This window comes from Saccharopolyspora hirsuta, from assembly GCF_008630535.1.
Lineage (GTDB): Bacteria > Actinomycetota > Actinomycetes > Mycobacteriales > Pseudonocardiaceae > Saccharopolyspora > Saccharopolyspora hirsuta.
Genome location: NZ_VWPH01000006.1, coordinates 138,761 through 157,890, shown reverse-complemented (window position 1 = coordinate 157,890; position 19,130 = coordinate 138,761). Strand labels below are relative to the sequence as shown.

Below are 19,130 nucleotides of genomic sequence, written 5' to 3'. Positions count from 1 at the left end.
TGCCGCTCTGCTTCAGCAACGCGCGCATGAACGCGGGGCCCTCGCTGGTGAGCACCACGCGGTTCTCGGATTCCAGCCAGATTCCCTGGTGGTTGTAGTACCGCGTGACCTCAGCAAACCGCCGACTCACCACGCCGGATACCGGCGCAGCCACGCCTGGTCGCTGGGCGGGCCGGGGCTGAACTCGGCGAGGGCGTCCTTGGCCAGCGTCTCGACGACCTCGCGGAGTTCCAACGTGTTCAGCCATTCCTGTGGAATAGCGCGAGTTCCGTACAGGGCTCCGCCGATGTTGCCAGCCACGATCCCGGTCGAGTCCGAGTCGCCGGAGTGGTTCACCGACAGCAGCAGCGCGTCGCGCAGGTTGTCGGTGGCCAGCACCGCGTACAGGCCGATCGCGAGAGCTTCCTCGCCGACCCAGCCCTGCCCGAGCGCGTCCTTGAGCTCCTCCGGGCTGACCGGGCCCCTCTTCGCGAGTTCGACGGCCTTGTCGAGGATCTGCAGCTGCTCCTCGTGCCCGCGCCACCGCAGCAACAGCTCCCGCGCGATCCGCACGGCTTCTGGCAGCGGAACATCTCGGATGAGCTGGTGCACGATCACCGCGAGCACGCCAGCTGACAGGTATCCGCTGGGGTGACTGTGCGTCAGTGCGGCGGTGCCGACCGCGGCGTAGAACACCTCGGCCGGATCACCGGACCACACCGCTACCGGTGCAGCGCGCATAACACCGCCGCAGCCCTTGGAATCGTTGATGGCGTGCTGCGGAGTTGCGTGCTGGTGGGTCTGCGCGAACCTCGCCAGCGCCGACATGCAGGTACTTCCCGGTGCGCGCGCGGCGAACAGTCCATGGTTCGTGATCAACCATCCATCCGGCTGCTGAAGACGCTGCGCGTAGGGGCCACCGGCCTGCGGCCACGGCTGGTTCTGCGTGTGGAACCACCGCTGATAAGCGTGCTGCACCTCAGGAACCGGATCGTTGTCCACCGGATTCATCCGCCGGGCGACGTGCGCCCGGATGAGCCCCTCCAGCGTGAACAACATCATCTGCGTGTCGTCGGAGATCCGCGCAACGCCATCCCGCAGCACCGGAGCGGTCAGCCCAGCATCCCCGTGCTCCTGCCGAATCGTCCCGATGTCATGGAACTCGATGGAGTATCCCAGCGCATCCCCAACCGCGCCCGCGAGCACCGACCCGACGAATCGCTCGTGCGGGTCAATCGGATCCGCTGGCAGAGCTGGGGCCGCATCTGGGCGTGCCCCCCGTGGCTGGTTCGGTGCGTGCCGCTGAGCTGTTCTCCGCCGTTCAAGTTCCCGCAGAAGCACTGAACCGGCGATCTGCGTTTGATGCCTCGCACCGAGGTCGATCACCAAGTCCGCTTCGGCCAGAAGGGGTTCGAGCGCGGCCAGGTTCACCTTGTTGACCCGCTTCGCAAAATCCGGAACGTACCCAACTCCAGATGCCGCGACCAATACCTTCTTACCGCCGAACGGGAAGATCGACGCCACCCCGTCACTTTCCGCCACCAGGGCGAAATCGTTGTCCGAGAGGACGACCAGAAGGGCGTCAGCTGAGACGTAGCCGGTCTCGTACAAATGCAGTACGTGCTCGAGCGCGCTCACCGGCTTGGGGAACCCGAGCGTCAGAGGCGAAGGCCGGTACTTCGAGTTGATTCGGTACTGGCTCGTCACAGTGCCCGTCTCATCGACCCAGTACTCGCCGACGAACGCGTGCTCGGGGATCTTGTCACGCGATTGGCCCTGGTACATGCGGTCGGGCACGGCAATCCAGGAACCCGGCCGCTGCTGAGCTTCCGACCGCAGTTCGTCAGTGACGTCGGGCGCTGAATGAACGATCGCCAACTCGCCGCTCAACATCATGTCCTGCGCCTGCACCTGCGGCGAAGTGGCGACGTGCACGTCCCGGTCCGCCAGTAGCGGCAGCAGCTGATACCCGTTCACCGCCGTCGTACCGGGTGCGAAATCCGGCACGGCGCTCCGGGTGGTGCACACCCAGATCTGCTCCTTCTCCTGCCCGTCTACCTTGATCAGCGCAGGATCCGGCGAGTCACCGGCGGACACCAGCAGCATCTTCGCAACCAGGAACTCCCGGTACACCTGGTCGATCGCGGAAGGATCGCTCGCATACCTCTCGATGGCCTGCTCCAGCGCAGTCACCCTCTGCCTCCCCGTCGACTCAACGTGTCGTCCACGACCTGGCCCAGCTCACAGCACCGGCCGGATCAGCCAAAGCCGTCCTGACCGGGAAATCTACTTGTCGTGCGCGTCTCCGTCGGTTGGGTCACTGGCACCTCGGTTGGCAGCCGAGTTCCGCGAAGCCGGGAACGGGTTGAAGTTATCGTCCAGCCCGATGGGAAAGTTGTCCGCCGGGTTCACCTCTGCGGCCGGATCGCTGGCCCTCTTGCGCCTCCTGATCGACTCGCGCGCAGCCTCAACCTTCGCCCGCATCTCGGGCGACAACGTGCTGGGGTCCACGCTGTACTTGCGAACCAGCTCGTCGTGATCCACTCAAAATCACCTTCCCAGGGCAGTCATGTGAATTATCCACGTATTAGTTTCTCTATCAAATTCCCTGTGCGTCACTTCAAATCTAGTTCCCGGCGGGAAGATGACTTCCCTCATTCCGCCGTAGGGTCTCAAAAATTCAATATCCTTACCGCCCACTTGCGGGTCGATCACGAACTGGACATTTCCAGTCATCGCCGCTCCGCGCTCGCCCTCCGGGGCATTCGCGTCATCCTTCGTGGTACTGGTGAAAGAATTCTCAGTCAGAGAATTCCCGACCCCATACCTGTCAAGGAATTCATCCATGTTCCCGTCAATTTGAATCCCTCGCAAGACTCGCGGCTCACCCGGCGTCGAGGTCCAGTCAGGCAACTTGTTCATACCCGACACGGCGTTCCTGATCAGGGTCTCGTACTTGCGCACCTCATCAGGGTCACCGCTGCGCAGCGCCTTGTTCCAGTCCTCGAAGTCCGGACCTGTGTAGATGTACATCGCCGAAAGCTCTTCATCGGTGATGTGATCGAGGTCCGGCCGCTGCAGCCGGAACTCCCGCAGAGTGCGCTCGTCCAGCACCCTGCCCAGCTCGCGGAATTCTGCATGATCATCGGATGTCGCCCGGAAATCCTCGTTTCCGAAGAAGTCGAACTCGTCGAGCGGATTGCGGTCGTCGGAGTCCTGCGCAGCACGCTGATCGGACGGGGAATCGTCCAGGCTCAAGGAGTCCCGGTCGAATCCGTTGTCCCGCATGAAGTCTTCGTACGAACGAGACGGCTGGTGCGGAGACGGCGTCGGCGACGGAACCGCAGGAAGCGACGTGTTTGGCTCGGTACCCGTCGAAGGTTGTTGGCCAGCCCTCGACGGTGGGCCGCTGACGTCGAGCGGTGTACCTGGTCGCTGTCCTCCGGGCGCACTGCGCGGACCCGAGACGTCGAGCGGCGGACCGTCGTTCCGGGGGAACGACGGCGTACCGGGGTTCGGCCCGCTGACGTTCGGGCGCGGGGCCTGTTGGCCTGGGCCTGGCGGGTTTTGGCGGGGCCCCGAGACGTCGTACGGCCTCGGTGCCGGTTGTCCCGGGACTTGCGGGGATCGGGGTCCCTGCTGGCCGTTCGGGTGCGGGCCGTGGGCCGGGGTGTGCGGTCCCTGGGGGCCAGGGCCGTTGAAGGTCGGGCGGCCGCTCTGCTGGGGCATGCCCTGCGGTTGTTGTGGGCCGCGTGGGGGCTGAGCCGCAGGTGGCGGGGTCGGCCCGGACTGCTGCGGACCTCGTGGAGGCTGTGCCACCGGGGGCTGTGGTTGGCCCGGGGCTTGCTGGTGCATGCCTCCTGGGTGTTGGGGCTGCGGGTAGCCGCCTCCCTGCTGGTATTGCGGGCCACCTGGCTGATTACCCGCACCCTGCGGGTACTGCGGGCCGCCCTGGTTGTTGCCGACACCCTGCGGGTACTGCGGGCCACCCGGCTGGTTGCTCATCCCCTGCGGGTTCGGTCCGGGTTGTTGCTGGCCGAATCCCGGGCCGTTCTGGGGAGGCTGCTGCGGGAAGCCGCCTTGCTGCTGCGGGTAGCCGCCTTGGGGTTGCTGAGGGTAGGGCTGCTGCTGGGGGTACGGGCCCGCTTGCTGCTGTTGGACCGCCGGAGGCTGCTGGCCCTGTTGGTAGGGCATTTGGCCCTGTTGGGCAGGGGCTTGGGGCTGTCGCTGCCACTCCTGCGGGAGGTTCGGTGATTGGCCCGGCTGGGGTTGCTGGAACGGGGGTTGGCCGTTCTGCGGGTGTTGGGTGTAGGCCTGGTGCGGGGCGGGGTGCCTTTCGCCCGTGACCGGGTCCGTTTCGAACGTGTCCGGCTTCTTCTCCAGGCCGAGCATCTTCCGGAAGACGTCGCCGATGCCGCGTTGTTCGGCGTTGTGGGCTTGGACTCCGTGGCGGGTGAATTCTGGTTCGTGGCCTGGGGGGAAGGGGCTGTCGTGGACCGCTTTGGTGCCGTCGGGGGCGAAGCTGATCCACTGGCCCGGTTCGTCGAGCTTCGGTTGGGGCGTTCCCGCGGCGTCCGGTTCGAACTTCGCTCGGGAGTCGCTCGCGTACATGTTGCCGAAGTTGTCGACCCAGGCGTCCTTGTTCGGCGCCAGGACCTCGACGCCCAGCTCCTTGGAGAGCTGCTGGGCGAAGTTCGGCGAGCCGTCCGGCGTGTCCGCGCCGGTCTTGCAGGACAGCAGGCGGATCGGGGTGCCCGGGTCGTAGCCGGGGGCTGCCTTGATGATCTCGGCCAGTTCCTTGGCGGAGAGCTGCTGGCCGCGGAACTCCACGCCGTCCGGGCTGCCGTGCACCTCGACCGTGAAGCGCTTCGGGTCGACCGCTGGCTTCGGGACCCTGTCGTAGTAGGCGCGGTCCCCGATCATCGACTTCGGGTAGTGCACCACCGACAGGCCGGACGGGGTGTTGCGGATGCCGGTGTAGCCGTCGTCGCCCGCGAGCTTCTGCCGCAGCTCGGGGGATACGTCGAGCCGCTCGAACTCGCCTGCGCGGCCGACGTCCCACCGGTGCTCGGACGGGTTCTCCGGCGGGCGCTCGGCGGCCATCGACTCCGCGGTGGAGTACTTCTGCTCTCCCCGGTCCGCGGCGTCGGGTTTCCGGTCGTGGTCGGGGGACGCCTCGGACGTCCCCGGTCGCTGCCCCAGGCCCCACTTGCCGTCGTCGCCCCTGACGTTCGAGAACGAGTCGGGGCGCACGGTGCCGTGCTCGTAGCGGTCGGCACCCGCGTGGCGTGGTCCCGGCTGGTGCGGGTTGGGGGCGTTCTGGTGCGGCGCGTCCGCTCGCTGGGGTCGGACGCCGTCGTGCTGGGCCTCCTGGCGGCGCTGGCGCGGCGCGTCCGGGTCGCTGTTGCGGTGCGGGGCGTCCGGGGTCTGCCGCTGCGGGCCGTCCGGACGCATCGAGCGGTCGGAAGTCGGGCTGTCCGGGCGTGGCTGGCGAGCGGGCTGGTCGTCGGGGCGCGGCTGATGGCGCTGGCCGTCAGAGCGCGACGGGTCGTCTTGGCGCGTAGGGCCGTCCGGACGCGGACCCGAGCCGTTGGGGCGTGCATCCGGACGCGACGGATTGTCTTGGCGCGTAGGGCCGTCCGGACGCGGACCAGCGCCGTTCGGGCGCGCATCCGGACGCGACGGGTCCTGGCGTGCAGGGCCGTCCGGGCGGCCCGCAGGCATGTCAGCGCGCGGTGTCGGGCGCGGCGGGCCGTCGGGGTGGCCGGAGCGGGCCGGGGCGTCGGGGCGCGAAGGGCCGCCCGGGTGCTGCGGGTTCGGACGTGCCGGGCCATCGGGGTGACCGGCACGAGGGTTCGGCGCTGGTGCGTCTGGGCGCGGAGCGCCGCCGGGGTGCGGTGCTGCGCCGGGGCGCGGTGGGGCGTCCTGAGGGCGCGAAGCTGCCGGTGGTGGCGGAGTGTTCTGCCTGCCGTCCGGGTGCCCGGTCGGCGCGTCCGCGCGCCTCCCCGGGCCCTCCGGGCGCCCGGGTCCGGCCTCCGGCCTCCCCGTCCCTCCGGGGTGTCCCGGCCCTTCGGGCCGTCCCGGCGCGGCCTGCGGCCGCGGGCCTGCCTCCGGCCGTGACCGGCTGTCCGGGTGTCCCGGCTGCGCCGGGCCTCCGGGGCGGGCCGGACGCTGTCCGGCCTCACCCGGCCCGCGCCGCTCCGGCGCGTCCGGCTTCGCCGGTCCGCGCGCGGCCGGGCGCTCCGCTGGGCCCTCCGATCCCCGCTGGCGCGGGGTCTCCGGGCTTCTCCCGGCTGCGCCGGGGCTTCCCGGGGTTCCGGTCCACCCGGCGCCGGATCCGGTGCGGCCGCCGCCTCCGGCGGTCGGGGTTGCGCCGCCGCCTGCCGGTGCTCCGGCGGCTCCGCCGCCGACCGGCCCGGCGCCTGCGCCTCCGGTCGATTGGTCGGAACGGGCGGGCGGCGGTCCGGCGACTGGTGCTGCGGGACCCATCTCGGGCGACCGGGATGGGGCGTCGACGTTGGCCGACGAGGTGCTGGCCGGGGTGTTCGGCGTGTTCCCGCCGTGCCCGGCCGGACCGCCAGGAGCACCGAATCCCGCAACGGACCCGCCACCCGAGCCTCCGGGGCCGCCCGGAGTCGGACCCCCGCCGACGGAACCGGAATTCGCCGTCCCGCCACCGAACGTCGAGCCACCCGGGTTCGGACCACCGCCGGGGTTGCCACCGCCAGCGTTCCCGCCGCCGGAGTTCACGCTCTCGGAGTGCGAACCGGTGGGGTTCGGCCCTCCGCTCTGGGAACCGCCCGGATTCGGGCTGTCAGAATTCGCGGACACCGGTCCGCCGCCGTGCGAGCTCCCCGGGTTCGGCCCATCCGGCGACGTGCCGCCGCTGTGCGAACCGCCGGGGTTCGGTCCGCCCTGGTGAGAACCGCCGGGGTTCGGGCCGTCCGAAGCCGTGCCACCGGGGTTCTGCCCACCCGAAGGCGAGCCGTCGGAGTGCGGCCGATCGGAGGGCGAACCGTCGGAGTGCGAACCACCCGGGTTCGGTCCGTCCTGGTGGCTTCCGCCCGGGCTCCCGGAAGCCGGGCTGTCCGACATCGCGGAGCGCGGCGAATCCGTTGTCCCGTCGGCGTTTCCGCTACCGTCCACTGAGGACGACGAACGGGTCTGCTCGCCCGGCCCTGGAGTCGTGTCCGCCCCGCCGCCGGGCGCACCGGTGTCGTGGTCACCACCCCGCAGCGAGTCCGAGTCCTGGCCGTCACCGGGAGTTCCGGTGTCCCCGCCCGTCGAGCCGGAGTCCGGGCCGCCGTCCGATCCCCGCCCGGTGTCCGGGCGGGTGCGCGGGCTGTCCCCCGAGTCGTCGGAGTCGCCGTCCGGCAGGTCCGGGGAGCCCAGCTTGGCGTTGCGCCTGCCCACGACGTCGGTGCCGAAGACGTCGTCGAACTTCTTCCAGGCGTTGTCGGCGAACTTGTCCGCGATCTTGCCGGACACCTTGCCCGCGATGTCGACGTTGTCGGCGATCTTGGCGATGCCCTGCGCGCCCGCTCCGGCGAGTTTGGCGAGGGTCTTCATCACCTGGCCGAAGACCTCGATCATCTTGGCCAGCTTCGGGGCGACGTTGCTGATCGTCTTGATCAGCTTCGAGATGATCTCGGCGATCCGGCTGACCGTCTTGGAGATGAACGCGATCGCCTTCGGGATCGCCTTGATCGCCCCGGCGAGGGGCGGCGTCAAGGCGTCGACCAGGTAGCTGATCAGCTGGGAGATGCAGTCGGTGACCAGCTGCTGGACGAAGTCCCGGACGAACGAGACGACCTCGCCCATGGTGGTCACGACGGAGCTGATGGTGCCGGAGAGCTTGGCCGCCCCGGCGATGGCCTCGCCCTTCTCCGCGGCCAGCTTGCGGTAGGCGTCCCCGGCCTGCCCCGTCCACGACGCGGTGTCGGCCGCCACCGCGTCCTGGTAGGCGGTGGCGGCCGCGCCCACCGCTTCCGACACGTTCGCCCAGGTCTGCCCGTAGGCGGCGACACCGGCCGGGTCACCGGCGAGCCAGTCCAGCGCGTCCTGCAGCGGCTGGACGTGCTCGATCAGCCACCCCACGCCGTACGACGCGAGGGTGCCGACCGGGTCGGTCATGAGGCTCATCATCTCCAGCCCCACGCCGCCGTACGCCAGGCCGGACTCGACCCAGTTCGCGCCGTCGTCGAGCTCGGAGACCCCCTGGACCGCGTCGATGATGCCGATACCGCTGGTCCACCCGTTGCCTTCGGTGAAGAAGCCGTCGCCGCCCGACTTCTCCGGCTGCGCGATCAGCGGGTTGCTCATGCTGGCCCGCCTCCCAGTACCGCCTCTCCGCGATTCGCAGTGGTGGTGGCGTTTCCGGGGGAGGCTGCGGTTCGGAGGTTTCCGTGGCCGGGTTGCGTCACGGTCCCCTGAGGTGCGGTTGGGTGGAACTCGGCGCCCGGGGTGCTGTTGGGTAGGGCTCGAGCGGCTGAGGTGCCGTTCGGCAGGACCAGGCCCCTTGGGGTGCCGTTGGGGAGAGCTCGGTTCACCGAGCTGCGGCTGGGCTGGAATCGGCTGGTCATACTTCGATGCCGCCGATCAGGTCGCGGTTCTCGTCGTCGACGGACTGGTAGTCCTCGGCCGCTCCGCGGACCTCCTGGGCGACCTGCTGCATGGCCTCGACCGCCTTGGTCAGGGCTTGGACGCCGTTCTGCTCCACCATGTCGATCAGCATCGCGAAGGGTTGGCACAGCACCCCGTACGCGCCGTTGTCCATCTTCACCTGCTGGGACGCGTCGACCGCGACGTTCAGCTGGTCGACCACCGCGTCCACTTTGGACGCGTGCGTGCGCAGGTTCTCGATGACGACGTTCATCTCGTCGGGCATCGCGAGATCTCCCCCAGGTCAGATGTGCTCAGCGCAGGAACGAACCGCTTCCGAAGTCGTCGTCGTCGAAGTCCTCGACCGGGCGCCGACGCGGTGGCTGCTGGGGCGGCTTCGGCGGAGGCTCGTAGTCGTCCTCCATCGGAACCTCCATCTCCCGCAGACCGGAGGTGCGCGACTGCTCCTCCTCGTCCTCCGGCGGCTCCGGGAAGAACCTGCGGGACTCGCTCACCATGTGCGCCGCGGCCGAGTCGTCCATGCCGACCGTGTCGTCGACCACCTGCTGCACGAGGTCGGGGACCTTCGACTGCGCCAGCTGGACCGTGCGCATGATCTCGGCGCCGAGCTTGGCCATCGGACGGCTGCTCGCGCTCTCCGTCAGCTCCAGGGACTGGAGGATCCCGCTCGAGTTCACCGTCACCTGGATCGCGCCGTCGCGCGACGACTCGGTGACCACGATCTGCTCGATCTGCTGCTGCAGCTGGCCGTACTTCTCGGCCTTCTCCGCAGCTCGCTCCTGCCACTCGCGGACCATCCGCTCGGTGTCGGCGATGCTCCGCTCGATGCCCTCGGTCACCTGTCCCCTGCCACGAATCCCACCAGCACTGCGGCGAAGAACAGTACCAACGGCGAGCGGGGCGCAGGGGCGAAACCGATGACCAAGCGTGTAGCGATGATCACCCCGGGGCACCTATCGGACATTTCGCCCCGCGGACGGCCCCCGTGCTGGCGCGGATCCTCTAGGGTCGGAGGGCGTGACGGTTGGATGGGCCCCTGCTGACCTGGGCTTGGCCCGGGGACGCCCGGACAGCCGCGGGTTGGCCGAGGCGCTGCGCACCGCGATCCGCGACGGACGCCTGCCCGCCGGTTCCCGGGTGCCGTCCACCCGCGCCCTCGCGCAGGAGCTCGGTGTCGCGCGCGGCACCGTGACCCGAGCCTACGACCAGCTGATCACCGAGGGCTTCCTGCTGTCCCGGCAGGGCGCACCGACCACGGTGGCCGAGCGGCTCGCCGAGCCGGACCCGGTCGACGCCCCGCCGTCCCCGGCGCCGCCCGCCGCGCGCTGGGACTTCCGCCCGGGGCGGCCGGACCTCAGCGCCTTCCCGCGCCGGGACTGGCTGGCCGCGAGCCGCCGGGCGCTGCGGAACATCCCCGCCGACGACCTCGACTACGGCGACCCGCAGGGTCACCCGCTGCTGCGCGAGGCCCTCGCCGACTACCTCGCGCGCGTGCGCGCGGTGGCCACCGCACCGGAGCGGATCATCGTCTGCAACGGCTACACGCAGGCGTTGTCGCTGCTCAGCAAGGCCCTTCACGACCAGGGCGTGAGCTCGATCGACTTCGAGGACCCGTCCGCGCCGCAGCTGCGGACCATCCCGGCCAGCCTCGGCATGGCGGTGCGCGGCGTGCCGGTCGACGACGACGGCATCGACGTCGAGCAGGTGCGCAGCGGGGCGGTGGTGGTCACCCCGGCGCACCAGTTCCCGCTCGGCGTCGCGCTGAGCTCCGCGCGGCGGATGGCGCTGGTGCAGCGCGCCAAGGCCGAGGACCTGCTGGTCGTCGAGGACGACTACGACGGCGAGTTCCGCTTCGACCGCCAGCCCGTCGGCTCGCTCCAGGGCATGGCGCCGAACCACGTCGCCTACGCGGGGACGGCCAGCAAGACGCTCGCCCCGGCGCTGCGCCTGGCGTGGTTGGCGCTGCCCCCGCAGCTGGTCGAGCCGGTCCGCGCGCTGAAGATCAACAGCGGGCTGCACGCGCCGCTGTTCGAACAGCTGGCCATGGCGGAGCTCATCCGCTCGGGCGCATACGATCAGCACGTCCGCCGATCGCGCGCGGCGTACCGGAAGCGGCTGGAGCTGCTCGGCACCGCGCTGGACGACCTGCGCGCGAACCACCGGCCGCACCCGGCCGGGATCTCGGCCGGACTGCACATCACCTTGCAGCTCGACCCGGAGGGACCGACGGAGCGAGAAGTCCTGACCCGGGCGCGGGAGCACTCGGTGGAACTTGAGGTGCTCGGGCCGCACTGGGTGCGCGCGGGAGCCCGTCCGCCCGGCGTGGTGGTCGGCTACGCCGCCCCGGCGGAGCACGCCTTCCGCCCCGCGCTGCAAGCACTGGTCGCCGTCCTGCAGCGGTGACCCGATCGGGCCACACGCCCGGCATGTCCACAGCACAGCAGGGGAACACCTGTTCTATTCTGGTTTCCCCGCCGCGAGACACAGGAGACAGAGTTGACCGAGGAACAGTCGAGCACCGAGAACGCCGCGACCCAGCCCGAGTCGGCGTCGTCCCCGGTCGAGCCGACCGCGGACACCCCGGCTCAGGCCGCTCCCGCGCCGCAGCCGGAGGCCGCACCGGCCGAGGAGCCCCCCAAGAAGCCGCGCGCCCGCAAGCAGAGCACCGCGAAGAAGACCCGCACGGTCGAGCTCACGCTGACGGTCACCGGCACCGCCGACGGCGAGTGGCAGGCGGACCTGATGCACGCGGGCAAGCGCGTCGTGCAGGGCCTGCCGATCGCCGCCGCCGCGGTGTCCAAGGCCGCGGCCGAACTGCACCAGGACATCTCGGAGACCATCGAGGGCGTGATCAACCAGGCGCGCCAGCAGCACGAGGCCAAGCTCGCCGAGCTCGAGGCCGAGGTCGAGCGGGTCCGCAAGGCCCTCGCCGAGCTCGAAGGCTGAGCGAGCCAGCACCCGGGCGGTGACCACCGCCGAGAGGCCTGCCCCGGGCTAAGGCCGCAGGCCGGGCATGCCGTGTCGGCCCCTCGACGACACGGCATGCCCGCGCCGCAGCCTGCCCAGATCGGCCGCAGCCGACCGCCGCCACGGTAACCCGCACCGCTGCACAAGCCGCAACCCGAAGTGCGCCTCCGCCCCTGGCACGACCACGCCCTAGTCGTGGGTGCCGAGCAGGAGCTGGGGATCGCCGCACAGGAGTTCGCGGTCGGCCCGGAGGTGGTGTCGGCCGGTTGGCCGGTCCGGGTCGGTTCGCGGGAATTGCGGGGGTATTTCGGGGAGTTCGCGAGCAGGGACGTTTCGTTGTCCGGCGCCGCGGGCTTCGGCCCTCTCCGCTTCGATGTCGGCTATGAGGTGCCAGACCGTGTACTCCCCGTCCCCGGCGCCAGCGTGCTGACCAGCGGCGAATCGCAGTCCCCCCAGCGGGGGCTGGGTTGCGAGCAGGGCGAGGATGAGCAGGTTGAACAGGACGAAAGTGCTCAGCTGAACCCAGAACATGACGACAGGTGTGCTCCCTCTCTCGTTGTGAACGCTCGGACTTCGTGAGCGCGAATGGCCGCAAGAGCGACCATCGCCGCTCACGAGCACTTCAGGACCGCGCGGCGAGGATCCGCCAGCACTCCATGCACGACCGCTCGCGGATCCAGTCCACTTCGGACCGGTCGTGCAGCTGCCGCGCTTCGGTCTGCGCTCCGCAGTAGGCATCGACCGTGGCGTCCGGCGGGGATTTCATCGCTGCGATGGGAAAAGCGTGGCGACCTCCGACGACCGGACGCCAGACGTAGGTCAAGTAACCGGACATGCGCAACCTCCACTGCTGAACGCGCGGCTCTGCTTTGACCGGTGACCGGGCGCGCGGGGAGGGGGGCGCTGGCGCCCGGTCACCGAGGTGGGCTGGCGCGGCGGAGGTCGGGGGCAAACACCGCACCAGCCCGGATGGAAGGCCCGCCCCGCCAATTGCTGTCCCTGCAAGACCGGCGGGACGGGCTGCGCCGCCAGAGTCGACACCTTCCGGCTGCACACTGATCAAGCTATTCCATGTGTACACATGGGATCAATTACCTGATCAGGCGACTTCAATGTGAAGACTTATCGGGCAAGATTCAGCACAACGACAGAACTGCGCCGCGAGGAGATTTCCGATGGCCGACTTGACCGATGACCTGCTGGACGACGAGGGTCCGGGCCCGAACCTGCGCCGCAGGGAACTCGGCCGCGAACTGCGCGCCCTGCGGGAGCAGGTCGGGAAGAAGGTCGCCGACGCCGCCAAGTACGCGGGACTGACCGTGACCACGATCAACCGCATCGAGGGCGGCAAGCAGGTCATCCTGCCGCGCAACGTCCGCCTGCTCTGCCAGTTCTACGGAGTCGAGGCCCCGCTCTCGGACACCCTCGTCCGCCAAGCCGAGGAGTCGAACGAGCGCGGCTGGTGGGCCATGTACTCAGACAACATGCCCGACTGGTTCGAGAAGTACGTCGGCCTGGAATCCGACGCTGCGGAGCTGTGGAACTACTCGACCACCGTCGTCGACGGCCTGTTGCAGATCCCGGAGTACGCCGAGGCATACGCCGCAGTCCGGCCCGATGCTGAAGAACGCAGCATCCAACGTGCCGTTGAGCTGCGGCAGGCACGCCAAGACCGGGTCAACCGCACGAACCACCCGACGCACTTGCACGTCATTCACGACGAAGCGGCGATGCGCCGGATGGTGGGTGGTCCCGACGTGATGCGCGAACAGCTCCGCTACCTCGTCAAAGCCGCCGAACGCCCCAACATCACCATCCAGGTCGTGCCGTTCAGCATCGGTGCGTACCCGAGCGGCAACAGCTCCTTCTCGATGATCCGCTTCCCAGAGGGCTACGACGACATGGACGCCGTCTACCTCGAAAACCAACGCGGAGCGGTGTGGCTGGAGCGGCCAGCCGACATCAGCCACTACTCCGAAGTGTTCGCGCGGCTCAAGAACGTGGCCCTCACCCCGGAGGAATCCGTGGAGTTCGTGGATAGCCTTGCGATGTCCCTGTGAGACATCCGCAAGGAGAAACTCGAAATGCCCGATCTCAACGGCGCCCTGTGGCGCAAGTCGAGCCGCAGCCACGAGCAGGGCCAGTGCGTCGAGTTGGCGCTGAACCTGCCCGGCGTCTCCGCCGTCCGTGACTCGAAGGCCCCCGAGCAGGGCGCCCTGGTCTTCACCAAGGCCCAGCTCCACGCCTTCCTCACCAACGTCAAGGCGGGCCACCTCGACCTCTGACACCGAACGAGCAGAGCCCCATCCCAGTTCCGGTCCGGGATGGGGCTCTGGTCGTCAGGTGGTGGCCTTCGCTCGGATCAGGGGCCTTCGGGTCAGCTCCGGGTCAGTGGCAGCAGTCCCGACTACTTCGGCATTCGAGGAGCAATAGCCTCAGCGATCTTCACGCCCTCAGCACACTCGTCCAACCCCTGGTCACGGAACTCGGAGACAGTAATGATGATCACCCCACCACCAGCGTCGAACAACGCGGAGCAGAGTCGAGCCTGAGTCGACCCTTCAGCAATTGCGCTTGCAGCTGGACGTCCGTCGATTTCGAGTCGGTCGTACTTCGCCCAGGTGTCCTTTTGGCGGCCATATGAGTCGACCGTCTTCTCCTGATTCTTGGAGAACGTCGCCCTAAAAGGTCGGCCGTTAAAGCGACAGCCAGGTTCAGAAGAGATTCCCGTGTCAGGCTCACCTGGCGCCTCAAAGCCGAACGACTGCAGCTCTTCTGGCGTCAGCAACGTGCAAGGATCGACCGCAGCAAGCCCTTGCGGCTGCTGCGCACCCGGAGCAGGCTCTTCGCTCGATCGCGACGGGCCGCAGCCTGCTAGCGCCAGCACGACCACGCTGGCACACGCAGCAACCACTGCTTGAGACAACCTGTTCACGCCTGACTACCCCTCTGCAAGTCCTCAGCAATCTGCTCGTCGGTAGCAATGTAGTCCTTCGCCGCCTCGCGGAGCAGATCTGCCTTCCGCAGCAACTCATCACGTAGCTGCCCCAACAGGTCCGCAGCGCCAGTTGATCCGTTCTTAGCTTTCAGCACGAACTTCTGCGCCAGCTGCTGGCCCGAGTTGTAGTCACCGAGACCCTCCACCCGTACCAGAGCATCAGCCTTCTGAACGAGGTCGTCGACGTCTTCGGCCATGCGCTCGTAAACGGCTGCGGCCTTGTTCGCGGACTCTGGGTTCATCCTCAGCCGCCCAGCAGATATCTGCTGGGAAAGCTGGTTGTTCTCCTGCCTGATCGCCCCCAGAGCCGCACCGGCTCCCGCGAAGCCGACCGCGTCGCCCAAGCTCCCCGCCATGTGCGCATCAGCCATTTCGGGCCCCCTCCGACACTGATCAATCACCCGAAAGGGGACTCTACGGAACCACGGCTCTGCGCACAGACGAACCCGAAGAGCAATCATGTAACCGTCAGCACGATCACTCGTTCAGCCGAGCTGACCCCGGAACGAGGAAGGGCCCCTGTCCGGAGGAGTCGGACAGGGGCCCTTCGGGTCAACTGCGGGTCAGCGGTAGTCGCGCCCGAAGTCGTAGTCGTCCAGCGGGACGGCCGCACCGGTTCCGGCGCCGAAGACATCCGGGGTGTAGTAGCTGTCGTCGTAGGACGGGATCGCGTACGCCGCGGCCCGCGCCTCCTCCGTCGGCTGCACCTGGATGTTGCGGTACCGGTTGATGCCCGTACCGGCCGGGATCAACTTACCGATGATCACGTTCTCCTTCAGGCCGACCAGCTTGTCGCTCGCGCCCTCGATCGCGGCGTTGGTGAGGATGCGGGTCGTCTCCTGGAAGGAGGCCGCCGACAGCCACGACTCGGTGGCCAGCGACGCCTTGGTGATGCCCATCAGCACCGGACGGCCGGACGCCGGGTCGCCGCCCTCGGCCACGACGCGGCGGTTCTCCGCCTCGAACTGCGAGCGCTCCACCGGCGAACCGGGCAGGAACTCGGTGGCACCCGAGTCGATGATGATGACCCGGCGCAGCATCTGGCGGACGATGACCTCGACGTGCTTGTCGTGGATGCCCACACCCTGCGACCGGTACACCTCCTGCACCTCGCGCACCAGGTGCAGCTGGGCCTCGCGCGGGCCCATCACGCGCAGCACCTCGTGCGGGTCGACGGCACCTTCGAGCAGCTGCTGACCGACCTCGACGTGGTCGCCGTCGGAGATCTGCCGCTCGCTGCCGTCCACCGAGATCGCCGCGAGCCGCTGCCGCTTGGACAGCTTGTCGTAGACGATCTCCTCACCGCCGTCGTCCGGAATGATGGTGATCTTCCAGTAGCGGTCGTTGTCCTCCAGCCGGATGCGGCCCGAGGTGTCGGCGATCGGCGCCTTGCCCTTCGGGACGCGGGCCTCGAACAGCTCCTGGACGCGCGGCAGACCGGTGGTGATGTCGTCACCGGCGACACCGCCCTGGTGGAAGGTACGCATCGTCAGCTGCGTACCCGGCTCACCGATCGACTGGGCGGCGACGATGCCGACGGCCTCGCCGACGTCCACCAGCTTGCCGGTGGCCATCGAGCGGCCGTAGCAGACCGCGCAGACGCCGACGCCGGACTCACAGGTCAGGACGCTGCGGACCTTGACCTTGGTGACACCGGCGGCGAGCAGCTTCTCGATCGCCGGGTCGCCCAGGTCCGAACCGCGGGCCAGCACGATGTTGCCGTCCGAGTCCGTGACGTCCTCGGCCGTGGTGCGGGCGTAGACGCTGGTCTCGACGTGCGCGTCGCGCAGCAGCTTGCCGTCCGGCAGCCGCTCCGCGACCGGCATCTTGATGCCGCGCTCGGTGCCGCAGTCGGTCTCGCGGACGATGACGTCCTGCGAGACGTCCACCAGACGACGGGTCAGGTAACCCGAGTCGGCGGTGCGCAGCGCCGTGTCGGCGAGACCCTTGCGGGCACCGTGGTTGGAGATGAAGTACTCCAGCACGGACAGGCCCTCGCGGAAGTTCGCCTTGATCGGGCGCGGGATGTACTCACCCTTCGGGTTCGACACCAGACCGCGCATACCGGCCAGCTGGACGACCTGGGTCATGTTACCGGCGGCCCCGGACTTCACGATCGTGCTGATCGAGTTGTCCTCCGGGAAGTTCGCCTCCATGGCCTCGGCGACCTCGTCCTTGGCGGCCGTCCAGACCTTGACCAGCTCGGCGTTGCGCTCCTGGTAGGACAGCGCACCGCGGCGGTACCGCTTCTCGACCTGGTCGGCCTTGGCCTCGTAGGCGTCCAGGATCTCGGTCTTGTTCGGCGGCACGACCACGTCGGAGATCGACACGGTCACGCCCGAGCGGGTCGCCCAGTGGAAACCGGCGTCCTTCAGCTTGTCCAGCGTCTGGGCCACGGTGACCATCGGGTACCGCTCGGCGAGGTCGTTGACGATCGCGGCCTGCTTCTTCTTCGGCAGCAGGTCGTCGACGAACGGGTAGTCCTCCGGCAGCAGCTCGTTGAACCACACCCGGCCCAGGGTGGTCTCGGCCAGCCACGGCTGACCGGGCTCCCAGCCCTCCGGGGTGTTGTCGCGCGGCGGCACCACGTCGCGGAGCCGGATCTTGACCTTGGCCTGCAGGTCCAGCGCACCGCGGTCGAAGGCCATGATCGCCTCGCCGACCGAGGAGAACGCCAGGCCCTCGCCCTTGGCCCCGTCCACCTGCTTGGTCAGGTGGTACAGGCCGGTCACCATGTCCAGGCGCGGCATCGCCAGCGGGCGACCGGACGCCGGGGACAGGATGTTGTTGCTGGACAGCATCAGGATCCGGGCCTCGGCCTGGGCCTCGGCCGACAGCGGCAGGTGCACCGCCATCTGGTCACCGTCGAAGTCCGCGTTGAACGCCTCGCAGACCAGCGGGTGCAGCTGGATGGCCTTGCCCTCGACCAGCTGCGGCTCGAAGGCCTGGATGCCGAGGCGGTGCAGCGTGGGAGCACGGTTGAGCAGCACCGGGTGCTCGGCGATGACCTCTTCCAGCACGTCCCACACCTGCGGGCGCTGGCGCTCCACCATCCGCTTGGCGGACTTGATGTTCTGCGCGTGGTTGAGGTCGACCAGCCGCTTCATGACGAACGGCTTGAACAGCTCGACCGCCATCTCCTTCGGCAGACCGCACTGGTGCAGCTTCAGCTGCGGGCCGACCACGATGACCGAACGGCCCGAGTAGTCGACGCGCTTGCCCAGCAGGTTCTGGCGGAAGCGGCCCTGCTTGCCCTTGAGCAGGTCGGACAGCGACTTCAGCGGCCGGTTGCCCGGGCCGGTGACCGGACGCCCGCGACGGCCGTTGTCGAACAGCGCGTCCACGGACTCCTGGAGCATCCGCTTCTCGTTGTTGACGATGATCTCGGGCGCGCCGAGGTCGATCAGCCGCTTGAGGCGGTTGTTCCGGTTGATCACCCGGCGGTACAGGTCGTTGAGGTCGGAGGTGGCGAAGCGGCCACCGTCCAGCTGCACCATCGGACGCAGGTCCGGCGGGATGACCGGCACGCAGTTGAGCACCATGCCGCTCGGGTCGTTGCCGGTGGCCTGGAAGGCCGCCACGACCTTGAGCCGCTTGAGGGCGCGCAGCTTCTTCTGGCCCTTGCCGCTGCGGATGGTCTCGCGCAGCTGCTCGGCTTCGGCGTTGATGTCGAAGTTGGCCAGCAGCGCCTGGATGGCCTCGGCGCCCATGCCGCCGGTGAAGTACTCGCCGTACCGGTCGTAGAGCTCGCGGTACAGGACCTCGTCGGCGATGAGCTGGCGGGGCTCCAGCTTGGTGAAGGTCTCCCAGATCTCGTCGAGCTTGTCGAGCTCGCGCTGCGCGCGGTCGCGCAGCTGCTTCATCTCGCGCTCGGCGCCTTCCTTGACCTTGCGGCGCTGGTCGCTCTTGGCGCCCTCGGCCTCGAGCGCGGCCAGGTCGGCCTCGAGCTTCTGGGCCCGCGCCTCGAGGTCGGCGTCGCGCTGGTCGGCGATCCGCTTGCGCTCGACGCTGATCTCGCTCTCGAGCGTGGACAGGTCGTTGTGCCGCAGCTCGGTGTTCACCCCGGTGATCACGTACGCCGCGAAGTAGATGATCTTCTCGAGGTCCTTGGGGGCCAGGTCGAGCAGGTAGCCCAGCCGGGACGGGACGCCCTTGAAGTACCAGATGTGGGTGACGGCGGCGGCCAGCTCGATGTGGCCCATCCGCTCGCGGCGCACCTTGGCGCGGGTGACCTCAACACCGCAGCGCTCGCAGATGATGCCCTTGAAGCGGACCCGCTTGTACTTGCCGCAGTAGCACTCCCAGTCCCGGGTCGGACCGAAGATCTTCTCGCAGAAGAGCCCGTCCTTCTCCGGCTTCAGGGTGCGGTAGTTGATGGTCTCGGGCTTCTTGACCTCGCCGTACGACCACTGGCGGATGTCGTCGGCCGTGGCCAGGCCGATGCGGAGTTCATCGAAGAAGTTGACGTCAAGCACGTCGGGTCTTCTCCCTTGGTCGAGAGGTTCTGCCGCGCGGCGGCAGGGTGCCAGGTTGGGTCGGTCGCCGGTCCGCGGGATCAGGTCCC

General features: G+C 68.8%; 14 protein-coding genes. 5 read left to right on the top strand and 9 right to left on the bottom strand.

The window, feature by feature from the left end; all coding sequences use genetic code 11:
* Window positions 1-126: 126 nt before the first annotated feature.
* The 5 genes from F1721_RS14035 to F1721_RS14015 all read right to left on the bottom strand — a co-directional run bounded on the left by F1721_RS14035 (window position 127) and on the right by F1721_RS14015 (window position 9,440).
* Window positions 127-2,172 carry a type VII secretion system-associated protein gene (locus F1721_RS14035; protein WP_246154859.1) on the bottom strand — a complete coding sequence of 682 codons (2,046 nt, stop codon included), beginning with the start codon at window positions 2,170-2,172 and terminating at the stop codon, window positions 127-129.
* A gap of 93 nt (window positions 2,173-2,265) precedes the next feature.
* A complete protein-coding gene (locus F1721_RS14030; protein WP_150067107.1) occupies window positions 2,266-2,523 on the bottom strand; it encodes a hypothetical protein in 258 nt (85 codons plus the stop codon).
* Between the two features lie 6 nt (window positions 2,524-2,529).
* The gene (locus tag F1721_RS35330) at window positions 2,530-8,301 is read right to left on the bottom strand and encodes a hypothetical protein (RefSeq protein ID WP_150067106.1); all 5,772 of its coding nucleotides are present in this window, start codon (window positions 8,299-8,301) and stop codon (window positions 2,530-2,532) included.
* Between the two features lie 256 nt (window positions 8,302-8,557).
* Window positions 8,558-8,866 (bottom strand): ESX-1 secretion-associated protein, encoded by a 309-nt coding sequence (locus F1721_RS14020; RefSeq protein ID WP_150067105.1) that lies wholly within the window; start codon window positions 8,864-8,866, stop codon window positions 8,558-8,560.
* Between the two features lie 28 nt (window positions 8,867-8,894).
* The gene (locus tag F1721_RS14015; RefSeq protein WP_246154851.1) at window positions 8,895-9,440 is read right to left on the bottom strand and encodes a YbaB/EbfC family nucleoid-associated protein; all 546 of its coding nucleotides are present in this window, start codon (window positions 9,438-9,440) and stop codon (window positions 8,895-8,897) included.
* A gap of 178 nt (window positions 9,441-9,618) precedes the next feature.
* Here F1721_RS14015 and pdxR point away from each other — a divergent pair, with 178 nt between their 5' ends.
* The 3 genes from pdxR (at window position 9,619) to F1721_RS34425 (ending at window position 12,147) form a co-directional block, all read left to right on the top strand.
* Window positions 9,619-11,004 (top strand): MocR-like pyridoxine biosynthesis transcription factor PdxR, encoded by a 1,386-nt coding sequence (gene pdxR, locus F1721_RS14010; RefSeq protein WP_150067104.1) that lies wholly within the window; start codon window positions 9,619-9,621, stop codon window positions 11,002-11,004.
* A gap of 93 nt (window positions 11,005-11,097) precedes the next feature.
* Entirely contained in the window at window positions 11,098-11,547 is a 450-nt protein-coding gene (locus F1721_RS14005; RefSeq protein ID WP_150067103.1) for a DUF6319 family protein, read from the top strand.
* Window positions 11,548-11,763: 216 nt separating this feature from the next.
* Window positions 11,764-12,147 carry a hypothetical protein gene (locus F1721_RS34425; protein ID WP_170301478.1) on the top strand — a complete coding sequence of 128 codons (384 nt, stop codon included), beginning with the start codon at window positions 11,764-11,766 and terminating at the stop codon, window positions 12,145-12,147.
* Window positions 12,148-12,190: 43 nt separating this feature from the next.
* On the opposite strand, the gene F1721_RS13995 is transcribed toward F1721_RS34425, so the two are convergent.
* The gene (locus F1721_RS13995; RefSeq protein ID WP_150067101.1) at window positions 12,191-12,403 is read right to left on the bottom strand and encodes a hypothetical protein; all 213 of its coding nucleotides are present in this window, start codon (window positions 12,401-12,403) and stop codon (window positions 12,191-12,193) included.
* A 340-nt stretch (window positions 12,404-12,743) separates the two neighbouring features.
* On the opposite strand from F1721_RS13995, the gene F1721_RS13990 reads away from it, so the two are divergent.
* Together F1721_RS13990 and F1721_RS13985 are read left to right on the top strand one after the other, a co-directional pair.
* Window positions 12,744-13,628, top strand: a complete 885-nt coding sequence (locus tag F1721_RS13990; RefSeq protein ID WP_150067100.1) for a Scr1 family TA system antitoxin-like transcriptional regulator — start codon at window positions 12,744-12,746, stop codon at window positions 13,626-13,628.
* A 24-nt stretch (window positions 13,629-13,652) separates the two neighbouring features.
* Window positions 13,653-13,853, top strand: coding sequence for a DUF397 domain-containing protein (locus tag F1721_RS13985; RefSeq protein WP_150067099.1), 201 nt, complete (start codon window positions 13,653-13,655; stop codon window positions 13,851-13,853).
* 122 nt (window positions 13,854-13,975) lie between these two features.
* Here F1721_RS13985 and F1721_RS13980 read toward each other — a convergent pair whose 3' ends face one another.
* The 3 genes from F1721_RS13980 to F1721_RS13970 all read right to left on the bottom strand — a co-directional run bounded on the left by F1721_RS13980 (window position 13,976) and on the right by F1721_RS13970 (window position 19,041).
* A complete protein-coding gene (locus F1721_RS13980) occupies window positions 13,976-14,503 on the bottom strand; it encodes a DUF3558 domain-containing protein (RefSeq protein ID WP_150067098.1) in 528 nt (175 codons plus the stop codon).
* Complete coding sequence (locus F1721_RS13975) at window positions 14,500-14,937, bottom strand: hypothetical protein (protein ID WP_150067097.1); 438 nt, start codon at window positions 14,935-14,937, stop codon at window positions 14,500-14,502. The genes F1721_RS13980 and F1721_RS13975 overlap by 4 nt, the downstream gene beginning before the upstream one ends.
* 192 nt (window positions 14,938-15,129) lie before the next feature.
* Window positions 15,130-19,041: a DNA-directed RNA polymerase subunit beta' gene (locus F1721_RS13970; protein ID WP_150067096.1), complete on the bottom strand. Its 3,912-nt coding sequence runs from the start codon at window positions 19,039-19,041 to the stop codon at window positions 15,130-15,132.
* Window positions 19,042-19,130: the final 89 nt, after the last annotated feature.